This window comes from Clostridium sp. AF36-4 (genome assembly GCF_003435975.1).
Lineage (GTDB): Bacteria > Bacillota > Clostridia > Lachnospirales > Lachnospiraceae > Eubacterium_F.
In genome coordinates this window covers 94,088-105,436 of the sequence record NZ_QTVH01000009.1, presented here as the reverse complement: position 1 = coordinate 105,436, position 11,349 = coordinate 94,088, and the positions used below count along the sequence as shown (strand labels likewise).

Below are 11,349 nucleotides of genomic sequence, written 5' to 3'. Positions count from 1 at the left end.
ACAGGCTTATAGCCGCAGAGGAAACCACCAGCTGAGCTGGTGGTCATGATTGTTTTAAGGAAAATGAGTGGCGTGATACGCTGTCGATGTTTCTTTACAGATAGGGCGTGATATGATACACTTTTTTATGCGGTACAAGGCTTTTGTATCACGAAAAAAATTAAGAAAATGGATAAGCAGCAAAATAGGAGGAACAGGATGAAACGAATTATTTCTATGTGTTTGTCAGCAGTGCTTTTGTTATCCCTTTGTGTGACGGGAGCAGCAAAGACAAAGACAGCACAGGCAGAAGAAAAACAGAAAGTGATTGTAATTGATGCAGGACACCAGATTCGTGCGATGAGTGCAACGGAGCCGATTGGACCGGGCTCAAGTCAGAGAAAGGCAAAGGTGACCGGAGGAGCGAGTGGCTGTGTGACACATCTGCCGGAATATAAATTGAATCTTCAGGTGGCTAAAAAGTTACAGAAAGAATTGGTAAATCGTGGTTATAAAGTAATCATGGTGCGTACTAAAAATAATGTCCGTATGTCAAATGTGCAGCGTGCTAAAGTAGCGAACAAATACAAAGCGGACGCTTTTATCCGAATTCACGCAAACAGTGCGGGAAGCTCGAGTGTCAAAGGGGCACTGACGATAGCACCGGCGTCTAATAACCGTTATATGACAAAAGCAAACCGTAAGGCAAGCCAGAAACTCTCCAAAAAGGTTTTAAAAGCAATGTGTAAAACGACAGGAGCAAAGAACCGTGGTGTTATGTACACGAACAGCATGACAGGCATCAACTGGTGTAAAGTTCCGGTTACAATTGTGGAAATGGGCTTTATGAGTAATCCAAGCGAGGATAGAAAGATGGCAAAAGCTTCTTATCAGAAGAAGATTGTCAAGGGAATTGCGGACGGAATTGATAACTTTTTTTAACAGAATATAAGTCCCTAAAGCACAAAAACCGCTTGCGAATCTCTGCTAAAATGGTAAAATAGAAAGTATAAAAAAGAGTTCTTTTTTACAGAAAGGCGGGGATTATCATGAATAAAATAATTACGATTACAAGACAGTTTGGCAGTGGGGGAAGAGAAATCGGAAAGAAGTTAGCAGAGGCTTATGGAATTCCATTTTATGATAATGAAATCATTTCTCGTGCGGCAAAAGACACCGGTTTTGCAGAGGCGGCTTTTGAGCGCGCAGAAGATAAAGCAAGCAACAGTCTGCTTTATTCCATTGCGATGGGAATGAATGTATTTTCCAGTCAGGATGTCGGATTTTCCGGTTTGTCGTTAGATGACCGTATTTTCTTAGCGCAGTCGAAGGTAATTCGCAATGTGGCAAAAGAAGGTCCTTGCGTAATTGTTGGCAGATGTGCGGATTACATTTTGAAAAATCAGGAAAATGTAGTCAATCTGTTTATTCGCGCAACACTCGATTTCCGCATTAAACGTGCGATTGAGGTAGAGGGAATTCCGAAAGAAAAATCAGCAGAAATGGTTATGAAAAAAGATAAAAGCAGAGCGAACTATTATAAGTATCACTCTGGTGAACGCTGGGATAACGTGCTTAATTATGATTTTGCTATTCGTAGTGACTTGTGCGGAATTGATGGCACCGTTGCGTGTCTGAAAGCATATTTAGACCAGATGTAATAAGATTAAAGGAGAACGAAGACAATGAGTAAAAAAATTAGAACAAGATATGCACCGAGCCCGACCGGTAAAATGCATGTAGGCAATTTAAGAACAGCGTTATATGAGTACTTGATTGCAAAACATGAAGGCGGAGATTTCCTTCTACGTATTGAGGATACCGATCAGGAGCGTTATGTTGAAGGTGCTCTTGATTTGATTTATAAAACGATGGACCAGGCAGGACTTAAGCATGACGAAGGTCCGGACAAAGATGGCGGCTATGGCCCTTATGTACAGAGCGAGCGTGTAAAAACCGGTATATATCTTGAGTATGCGAAAAAACTCGTAGAAAAAGGAGAGGCTTATTACTGTTTTTGTACAAAGGAAAGACTGCAGAAACTTCATGATGAAGCAGAAGCAAGAGGGGAAAAGGCTGCAAAGTACGACAAACATTGTCTTCACTTGACCAAAGAGGAAATTGAGGCAAATCTGGCAGCAGGTGTGCCGTATGTTATCCGCCAGAACAACCCGACGGAAGGAGAAACATCCTTTGATGATGTAATTTATGGAAAAATTACAGCACCAAATGATGAATTGGATGATATGATTCTGATTAAGTCAGATGGTTATCCAACCTATAACTTTGCCAATGTAATTGATGACCATTTGATGGAGATTACACATGTTGTCCGTGGAAATGAGTATCTGTCTTCCGCACCGAAGTACAATCGCCTGTATGAGGCTTTTGGATGGGAAGTGCCAGCCTATATTCATTGTCCGATTATTACGGATGAGGAGCATAAAAAGTTATCCAAACGCCGTGGTGATTCTTCCTTTGAGGATTTGGTAGAACTTGGTTTTCTGCCGGAAGCAATTGTAAACTATGTTGCTTTACTTGGCTGGAGTCCGGCGGATGACCGTGAGATTTTCAGCTTGAAAGAATTGGAAGAAGTGTTTGACTATCATAGAATTAATAAATCACCGGCAGTATTTGATATTGTGAAACTTCGCTGGATGAATGGTGAATATATCAAGGCGATGTCCGATGATGCGTATTATGAACATGCACTTCCGATTATCAAAAAAGTGATTACCAAAGATTTGGATTTGAAAAAAATTGCGGATTTGGTAAAAACACGAATTGAAGTATTCCCGGATATTACGGAGAAGATTGATTTCTTTGAAGAATTGCCGGAATATGATGTGGCAATGTACACTCATAAGAAAATGAAAACAAACAGTGAAAATTCATTGGAAGTATTGAACGAGATGCTTCCACGATTAGAAGCATTACCGGATTTCTCATTTGAGAATGTAGAAAAAGTAGTAAAGGATTATGTGGCTGAAAAAGAATGTAAGAATGGATTGGCACTGTGGCCGCTTCGTACAGCGGTTTCCGGTAAACAGATGACACCGGGTGGTGCTTATGAGATTATGGACATTCTTGGAAAAGAAGAGTCATTAAAGCGAATTAGAAAAGGAATTGAGTTGCTTAATGGAGTGCAATAAAGAACAAAAAGAGGCAATTATGCACCGGGATGGACCTGCTATGGTATTAGCGGGTCCCGGTGCAGGAAAAACCTATGTTATTACCAATCGTGTGAAAGCATTGATTGATGAATATGGAGTTAAGCCGGAACAAATTCTTGTTGTAACATTTTCAAAAGCAGCGGCAGTGGAGATGAAGGAACGTTTTGAAATGATGACGGGTGGACGGCGTCTGCCAGTCAGATTTGGAACGTTCCATTCTGTTTTTTTTCAGATTTTGCGGCTGGCGTACCATTATGAGGTAAAAGACATTGCAACTCCGGCATTAAAATACCGTTTTCTGGAAGAAACACTCAATGAAACCGGATACGAGGTGGACGATAAAAAGGAATTTCTTTCCGATATTGAAAAAGAAATCAGCCGTGTAAAAGGGGAAGGAATCGAGATAGACTGCTATTTTTCCTCGGCGTGTTCCGCTGAAATTTTTCAGAAAATGTACCGGGGATATCAGGAAAAACTACAAAGACACCGTTGTCTTGATTTTGATGATATGGTAGTATATACATATCAGCTTCTAAAAGAGAGAGAAGATATCCGCAGACGCTGGCAGGCACAGTTTCGGTATTTACTGATTGATGAATTTCAGGATATCAACCGTTTGCAGTACGAGACGGTTTGTATGTTGGCAGAACCGGAGAATAATCTGTTTATTGTCGGGGATGATGACCAGTCAATCTATGGATTCCGCGGTGCTAAGCCGGGTATCATGCTTTCTTTCCCGAAACGCTTCCCGGACACAAAACAGATTGTGCTTGGCGTAAATTACCGTTGTTCGGATGAGATTATGAAAGCGGCAGAACGGCTGATTGGAAAAAATAATGAACGGTACGAAAAACATATTGTTGCAAACAAGGGCAAGGAACAGCCGGTGCATATGAAAAAATGCGAGAATTTACCGGATGAAGCCGAGAAGATTGTGGCACAGATACAGATGTATCAGAAAGAAGGCATTGCGTATCAGGAGATGGCGGTGTTATTTCGGACGAATATGCAGATGCGTTTGCTGGCCGGGAAACTGATGGAACATGGAGTTCCATTTACCATGCGGGAAAATCTTCCGAATTTATTTGATACTTGGATGGCAAAAGATATTATGTGCTATTTGCAGCTTGCACTTGGAAACCGGAGCCGTGAGAAATTTTTAAAGATTGCAAACCGCCCGGTCAGATACTTAAGCCGTACGGCTTTTACAGAATCAGAAGTAAGTTTTGATAAACTCCGTGCCTATTATGCGGTGAAAAATCAGGAGTGGATGGAAGAGCGAATCTGGAATTTTGAGTATGATTTAAAAAATCTGGCATCGCTTTCACCCTATGCGGCAATTCATTTTATACGAAAAGGCATTGGTTACGATGAATTTTTGAAGACTTATGCCGATGAGAGAAATGTAAATGCCGATGACTGGTTTGATGTGCTGGATGAAATGCAGGAGATGGCACGCGACAAAAAGAGCATTCCGGAGTTCCTTTCTTTTGTAGAAAATTACGGGGATACGCTGGAGGAAATACGGCAGGAGCAGAAGAAGCAGCAGGTCAAAGAAGAACCGGGTGTTTCATTGATGACGATGCACGCCTCCAAAGGCTTGGAATTTCCGGTTGTGTTTGTGCCGACATTAAATGAGGATATTGTACCGTACCGCAAGGCTGTTCAAGAGGGAAATTTAGAAGAAGAAAGACGTATGCTTTACGTGGCAATGACACGTGCAAAAACATATTTGCATCTGTCATTTGTGAAAGAGCGTTTCCATAAAGAGGCGGAGCCGTCACCATTTTTATATGAAATTTCGCCGGCTCTGAAGAATAAAATAAATAAGAAGCGAGGTAGATGAAGGTGAAAAAAGCAATAGCTTATGTGCTTGCCGGAGTAATGATGTTTGAAGTGGCAGGGCTGACAGCATCAGAACAGGCACAGGCGTCTGTAAAGGGAAAATTAAATGTGAAATCGGTTACCTTGGCAACCGGAAAATCGGTTACGCTGAAGGTGAAAAATAAAGGAAAGGCAAAGGTGCGCTGGAGTTCATCCAAGAAAAAGATTGCGAGTGTTTCTTCACGTGGTAAAGTGAAGGCAAAGAAAAAAGGAAAAGCAACCATAACAGCAACCGTTTCCTACCGTGGAAAAAAGAAGAAATTAAAGTGCCGTGTTACGGTTTTGCAGGGGGCAAAGAAACTTCGTATTGTGGACGAAGACAAAAAGAGTGTCAATTCCATTGTTTTAAATAAATTTGATTCTGTGAAATTGACCGGTGTAGTTTCACCAAAGAAATCAAACGACAAAGTGATGTGGAAGTCTTACAATCCGGAAGTGGCTACCGTTACAAGCAAAGGTGTTGTAACCGGTCAGTATGTCGGAAAAACGACGGTTCGTGCAAAGACCTACAGCGGCAAGCGCATCAAGGTAAAAGTTACGGTAAAAGCACCGGTGCTTAGTGATACGTTAAAGACCGCTTACATCAAAGATTTTAAGATTGGTGCAGCGGTGAATACGTGGCAGCTTGAGGGAGCCGGAGCCTACGCAAAAGCGAAGGCACTGATTACCAATCAGTTTAATTCGATTACAATGGAAAACCAGATGAAACCGGAGTCACTTCTGAGCAAAGAAAATCAGACACGCGGAACCGACACCAATGTTTTGATTAATGAAGAAATTCTTCAGAAAGTATTGAAACTTGCCAGTGATAACGGATTAAAACTGCGTGGACATACGCTTGTATGGCACAGTCAGACGCCGGAATGGTTCTTCCATAAAGATTATAATGTTGACAAGTCACTTGTTTCTAAGGATGTGATGCGTCAACGAATGGAAAGCTATATCAAGAAGGTTCTCACATACTGCCAGGAAAATTATCCGGGTGTTGTCTATGCATGGGATGTTGTAAATGAGGCGGTCAATGATGATGGTACGATGCGCACATCATCCAACTGGTATAAAGTATATGGTGATGCCGGCTATGTGACAGATGCGTTTACTTTTGCCCGTAAATATGCAGATAAAGATGTGAAACTTTTCTTAAACGATTACAATGAGTATGCAGCGGCAAAAAGAGACCGTATTTATCAGGTGGTAAAAGACTTGTATGACAAAGGCTTGTGTGACGGCGTTGGTATGCAGTCTCATTACTCCATGACAAGTCCGACAATTGCTGCGGTAAAGGTAGCAATTCAGAAGTACAACCAGATTGATCCGGGCAAGATTGAAATTCAGTTGACGGAGTTAGATATTCACAATACGTTTCGGACGGCAGCAGACCAAAAGAGTGTAGCAACAAAATACCAGTCATTATTTAACATGCTGGTAGACAGCAGAAGAAATCAGAAAATCAATATTACCGGTGTTACCTTCTGGGGACTTACCGATGGGGATTCCTGGTTGTCTGATTTCAAAGGAGAAACGAGTTATCCATTGCTCTTTGGAGCAGACTATGCAGCGAAATCAGCTTATTTTGCTGTGCTGAACGCTGCCAAATAAGGAGGGATTGGTTTGAATCCAATTAGTGTTCTGATTCTTGTGTTAATTGTAGTTGCGGCTATCTTTGTGATTACTTATGTGGCACATGACCGTGGTTCCTCGATGTGTTCCGGATGCCATGGCGATTGTGCAAACTGTGGCAAAAAGCCGAAAAAGAAATAGAAAAAAGAGTTCCCTTGTGCAGAGACGAGATAACGCTTTGCGTTATAGTCTCTCACAAGGGAACTTCTTGTTCTAGGCATCTACTTCAAAGGTAACGAAGATATACTTTTTGTCTTTGTTAAATTTTGAATTTTGAACTTGTGCTCCTGTTAATTTCTGGTGTTTTACTTTGATATTCACGGATTTCTGTGTTCCATCATTAAATGTAGCAGTGCAGGTTATGGTAACATTGCCAAGTGCTTTGTTTCTTGCGTGTAATTCTGAATCGCTTTCTGCTTTTCCATCGAAAAGTGCCGTTGCATCGGCAGAAGAAATTTTACAGTCGTCATCGGTTATACTTACAGTAAACTGTTTTTCCGGTGTTTCTTTTGCGTTTACGGTGAAGAAACGGTAATTTGATTGAGAGCTTCCTTTGCACAATTCGCCCTCCTTGAAATATTTGGAGTGTTCTGCTTTTGTAACAAAGAAATGCCCCTTATTGATGCGGTATGTGACCGTTTTAATGTTGTTTCCCTCAAACTGCAACGGGGCATTTATACTGTAGGAAACAAACTGTTTGCCTGCCTCGCCGCCACACCACATCGAGGTATAACCGGGATTGGCATAGACCCTCATCTGATTTTTCTTTGTGTGTTTGATTTCTGCTGCGTTGACTTTCACAACAAAGGAATTTGTGACGGCTGTGTTCTGGGCTTTTTCCGGTTTAATAGTTTTATATCCAATGCCCCAAATAAGTGCCAGACAAGCGGCTGCGGCAATGGCGCTTTGTATTATTCGATGTTTTCTCATAGTGCTTTTCCTCCTTTTTGACCTAGACGGAGTTTCCTTTATGAGGATTTCCTCATCGGAAATATCCGGTCTGAGTGCTTGTTTTAAGATGTTTTCAAATTCAGTATCATTCATCATAAGGCAGCCTCCAATTTCTTTTTAAGAATCATTTTTGCGCGGCGCAGTCGGCTCTTTACCGTATTTTCTGAAACTTGCAGACAAGTGGCAATTTCTGAAATTTTTAAATCGGCAGAGTAGAATAGTTCGATTACCGTGCGGTACTTTTCCGGTAAATCAAAAACCATTTTTTGCACCAGTGCATTGGTTTCATTTTGCACTACCGTTTGCTCCGGTGTTTTAGTGTCAGCCGAAATAACTTTCAAATTGCCGCTCTCATCCTGTGCTTCATAACTTTCAAAGGATGCCAGCCGCTTTCGCCTTGCATATTTTCTTCTTTGATTTTTCCAGAGGAAGATGGCTACAGACAGCGTGTAACTTTTGAGGTTTTTATCAACATTCAAATGCTGTAATTGTTCCAGCAATTTCAACATCGTATCTTGATAAAGTTCATCCCCCTCTATTTTGCTCGCTGTTGTCATGCGGCAGAATCGAAGGATGTCAGCACCCTGCGCCTGCACATATTCATCAAACTCTTGTTTTGTCACATGAATCTTCCTTTCTTTTGCTCAAAAGACATCTTTCACAAGTATATTGTCATGGGAGGGGAAAAAGTTTCAAGAAAAAACTTTCCCTTTATTTTAGTCAGTGAAAAGTGTACACAAACAAATAAAAAAGCCCCTTTGTGAGAGAATATATCGCGAAGCGATATCCCGTCTCTGCACAAAGGGACTTTTTTAGTCCTCTAATTTTTTATTAATAAATTCATCCCAGACGCTGTCGTCTTCATCCTCTTCTGCATCGTCCTCATCTTCGACATCGATATCCGACATCTCGGAATCAATAATCTGCTGCAAAACATCGACAAGCTGTTCTAACAGGGCATCATCTTCGACCGGCGCAATTTCTAACTCGGTTTCTCCTTTCCAGTTTGTACTGCCATCAATGGAGAAGAAATAAAACTCACCGGTTTCATTCTCTGCCTCACAAAAAGCACCATAATCCTGTCCATCATATTCAAACACAAACTGAAGTTCGCACTCTGTCGTTGTGCCGTCTTCATCTTCCATGGTAAGTGTCAAATCTTCTAATTCTTCATAATTAATATCTGCCATAATTTCCTCCAATTCAGATTTCTAATTTGTTTCTTAAACTGTATCATGTTTTTAGCGGAAATGCAACTATTCTGGCGCAAACATTGTATTTTAACCCCTTGCGTCCGTGCCATCCTCGTTTTATACTATAGGTATGAGCAAAGAAAAGACGATTAAAATATCCGTAAGAAACCTAGTGGAATTTGTTTTCCGCGAGGGAGATATTGTAAGTGGCGGCGCGGGTGTGAGAAATGTAGAGGCAATGCAGCTTGGCAGCCGTATTCACAGAAAAATACAAAAAAGTATGGGCGTTGGATATGAATCCGAGGTTCCTTTATTTACAATACAAAAATTTAAGAGTGCCGAATATGAAGAAGATTTTTCCTTGAAAATTGAAGGGCGTGCGGACGGCATTTTTACCGATGGCGATTTGACAGTGATTGATGAGATTAAGGGCGTGTATCTGCCGGTGCAGGATTTGGAAAAGCCGTTGTTTATCCATCAGGCACAGGCAATGTGCTACGCCTATATCGTGGCAGAAAATGAAAATCTGGATGAAATCGGAGTGCAGCTTACCTATTGTCATCTGGAGACCGAGCAGGTGGTGCGGTTTCGGGAGACTTTTTCACGAATTGAGATTGTACAGTGGTTTCGGAATTTGATGGATGAATATGAAAAATGGGCGGTTTATCAGTATGACTGGAAAAAGCAGAGAGATGCATCCATTACGGAACTTACCTTTCCGTTTTCCTATCGTCCGGGGCAGAAAGAGCTGGCGGCGATGGTTTATCATACGGTGGAAAAAGGAAAGCGGCTGTTTGTTGAAGCGCCGACGGGGGTAGGGAAGACGATTAGTACAGTCTTTCCGGCGGTAAAGGCAATGGGAGAAGAAGTTTGCGATCGGATTTTTTATCTGACGGCAAAAACGATAACAAGAACGGTGGCGGAAGACTGTTTTGAACTGCTTGGAAAACAAAAACTGCTTTTTAAAACCCTAACGATTACTGCAAAGGAAAAAATGTGTGTAATGGACACGGTTTCCTGCAATCCGGGTGAGTGTGAGCGTGCGAAAGGGCATTATAACCGAGTGAATGAGGCGGTTTACGACATGTTAATTCATGAGCATAAAATGAGCCGGGATATGATTGAGAAATATGCCGAAAAACATCAGGTTTGTCCGTTTGAAATGGCGTTGGACGCCGCCCTTTTTGCAGATGCCGTGATTTGTGATTACAACTATGTTTTTGATCCGAATGTGTATCTGCGGAGATTTTTTTCGACTGAGAAAAAAGGAAATATGGTGCTTTTGGTGGATGAGGCACACAATCTTGTGGAGCGCGGCAGGGAAATGTATAGTGCGAGGCTTGTGAAAGAAGATTTTCTTGCAGTAAAGAAGATTGTGAAGGCGATGGAACGACACGAAAAACGTCCGGAAGTACATTATATACTGCGGAAATTTGAAAAATCGCTGGAGGCGGCGAACCGTGTGCTGCTTGCATGGAAAAAAGAGTGCGATGAATTTGAAGTGATTTCGGATGCGGGAACGCTGGAGTTTGCTCTTCTTCGTGTGGCAGGAGATTATGAATTGGTGGCAAAAGAATATCCGGTACTGCCAGAGCGTGACACGATTTTATCGCTTTATTTTGATGTCCGCCGGTTTCTTGCGGTGCTTGAGAAATTTGATGAGAGTGACCGGATTTATCTGGATTATGATGAGGAGCGGAAGTTTCGCATTAAAATCCAGTGCATGGACCCGTCCGGCTGCCTGAAAGAAGTGATGGAACGGGTGCAGAGCACCATCTTTTTCTCGGCGACTCTTTTGCCAATCCGCTACTATAAAGAACAGCTTGGCGGGGAGAAGGAAGATGCCGCGGTTTATGCTAAATCCGTATTTTTACCGGAACAGAGAAAAGTGATGATTGCCCGCGATGTGACGACAAAATATACAAGGCGCGGGGCGGCAGAATACGAAAAGATTGCGTCGTACATTGACAGTTTTATCTCAGCAAAGGAGGGAAATTATCTGCTCTTTTTCCCGTCGTACCGTTTTATGGATGAAATTGTAACAAGACTTCCTAATAGAGAGAATCAGAAGATTCTTGTACAGATGCCTGAAATGCGTGAGCGGGAGAGAGAAGAGTTTTTGGAGGCATTTTCTGAGGAAACAGGCAAAAGCGTGATTGGATGCTGCGTTATGGGAGGCATTTTCAGTGAAGGAATTGATTTGAAAGAAGAATGTCTGATTGGCGCGGTCGTAGTAGGAACCGGGATTCCGATGGTCTGCCATGAAAGGGAGTTATTTAAGGATTATTATGAGGAGAAAAAAGGGGATGGTTTTTCGTATGCCTATTTGTATCCGGCAGTAAATAAAGTGTTTCAGGCGGGTGGACGCGTGATTCGTACAATAAACGACAAAGGGGCAATTCTTCTTTTGGATGAGCGGTTTATGCAAAAGCAGTATCAGGATTTGTTCCCGAGGGAATGGTACCCATTTGATGTTGTGAATTGTGAAAAGATGAAAGAACTGCTTGCAGAGTTTTGGCAGGAATAAAAACGACGGATTCCATATTCTT

10 protein-coding genes are annotated in these 11,349 nt (G+C 41.9%); 7 read left to right on the top strand and 3 right to left on the bottom strand.

Going from position 1 to position 11,349, the window contains the following annotated elements; translation table 11 throughout:
- Nucleotides 1-198: 198 nt before the first annotated feature.
- The 6 genes from DW005_RS06880 (at nt 199) to DW005_RS06855 (ending at nt 6,797) form a co-directional block, all read left to right on the top strand.
- Complete coding sequence (locus tag DW005_RS06880) at nt 199-921, top strand: N-acetylmuramoyl-L-alanine amidase (RefSeq protein ID WP_181974969.1); 723 nt, start codon at nt 199-201, stop codon at nt 919-921.
- 107 nt (nt 922-1,028) lie between these two features.
- Nucleotides 1,029-1,640 (top strand): cytidylate kinase-like family protein, encoded by a 612-nt coding sequence (locus DW005_RS06875; RefSeq protein ID WP_022377585.1) that lies wholly within the window; start codon nt 1,029-1,031, stop codon nt 1,638-1,640.
- A gap of 24 nt (nt 1,641-1,664) precedes the next feature.
- Nucleotides 1,665-3,131 carry a glutamate--tRNA ligase gene (gene gltX / locus DW005_RS06870; protein ID WP_117478697.1) on the top strand — a complete coding sequence of 489 codons (1,467 nt, stop codon included), beginning with the start codon at nt 1,665-1,667 and terminating at the stop codon, nt 3,129-3,131.
- On the top strand, nt 3,118-4,998 hold the full coding sequence (locus tag DW005_RS06865; protein ID WP_117478696.1) for an ATP-dependent helicase: 1,881 nt from the start codon (nt 3,118-3,120) through the stop codon (nt 4,996-4,998). The genes gltX and DW005_RS06865 overlap by 14 nt, the downstream gene beginning before the upstream one ends.
- Nucleotides 4,999-5,000: 2 nt before the next feature.
- On the top strand, nt 5,001-6,635 hold the full coding sequence (locus DW005_RS06860; RefSeq protein WP_181974968.1) for an endo-1,4-beta-xylanase: 1,635 nt from the start codon (nt 5,001-5,003) through the stop codon (nt 6,633-6,635).
- Nucleotides 6,636-6,647: 12 nt separating this feature from the next.
- A complete protein-coding gene (locus DW005_RS06855) occupies nt 6,648-6,797 on the top strand; it encodes a FeoB-associated Cys-rich membrane protein (RefSeq protein ID WP_181974967.1) in 150 nt (49 codons plus the stop codon).
- A 72-nt stretch (nt 6,798-6,869) separates the two neighbouring features.
- Here DW005_RS06855 and DW005_RS06850 read toward each other — a convergent pair whose 3' ends face one another.
- From DW005_RS06850 to DW005_RS06840, 3 genes are all read right to left on the bottom strand, one after another.
- Complete coding sequence (locus DW005_RS06850; RefSeq protein WP_147324420.1) at nt 6,870-7,586, bottom strand: hypothetical protein; 717 nt, start codon at nt 7,584-7,586, stop codon at nt 6,870-6,872.
- A gap of 113 nt (nt 7,587-7,699) precedes the next feature.
- The gene (locus DW005_RS06845; protein ID WP_181974966.1) at nt 7,700-8,230 is read right to left on the bottom strand and encodes an RNA polymerase sigma factor; all 531 of its coding nucleotides are present in this window, start codon (nt 8,228-8,230) and stop codon (nt 7,700-7,702) included.
- 189 nt (nt 8,231-8,419) lie between these two features.
- Nucleotides 8,420-8,797: a DUF1292 domain-containing protein gene (locus tag DW005_RS06840; RefSeq protein ID WP_022377591.1), complete on the bottom strand. Its 378-nt coding sequence runs from the start codon at nt 8,795-8,797 to the stop codon at nt 8,420-8,422.
- A gap of 133 nt (nt 8,798-8,930) precedes the next feature.
- Between DW005_RS06840 and DW005_RS06835 the strand changes: the two genes are divergently transcribed.
- Nucleotides 8,931-11,327, top strand: coding sequence for an ATP-dependent DNA helicase (locus tag DW005_RS06835; RefSeq protein ID WP_117478691.1), 2,397 nt, complete (start codon nt 8,931-8,933; stop codon nt 11,325-11,327).
- Nucleotides 11,328-11,349 lie beyond the last annotated feature (22 nt).

Bases quoted from the DNA above. Each gene is read 5' to 3' on its own strand.
- DW005_RS06850 (WP_147324420.1), bottom strand. From the start codon at position 7,586: ATGAGAAAACATCGAATAATACAAAGCGCCATTGCCGCAGCCGCTTGT.
- DW005_RS06865 (WP_117478696.1), top strand. From the start codon at position 3,118: ATGGAGTGCAATAAAGAACAAAAAGAGGCAATTATGCACCGGGATGGA.
- DW005_RS06840 (WP_022377591.1), bottom strand. From the start codon at position 8,797: ATGGCAGATATTAATTATGAAGAATTAGAAGATTTGACACTTACCATG.
- DW005_RS06875 (WP_022377585.1), top strand. From the start codon at position 1,029: ATGAATAAAATAATTACGATTACAAGACAGTTTGGCAGTGGGGGAAGA.
- gltX (WP_117478697.1), top strand. From the start codon at position 1,665: ATGAGTAAAAAAATTAGAACAAGATATGCACCGAGCCCGACCGGTAAA.
- DW005_RS06835 (WP_117478691.1), top strand. From the start codon at position 8,931: ATGAGCAAAGAAAAGACGATTAAAATATCCGTAAGAAACCTAGTGGAA.
- DW005_RS06880 (WP_181974969.1), top strand. From the start codon at position 199: ATGAAACGAATTATTTCTATGTGTTTGTCAGCAGTGCTTTTGTTATCC.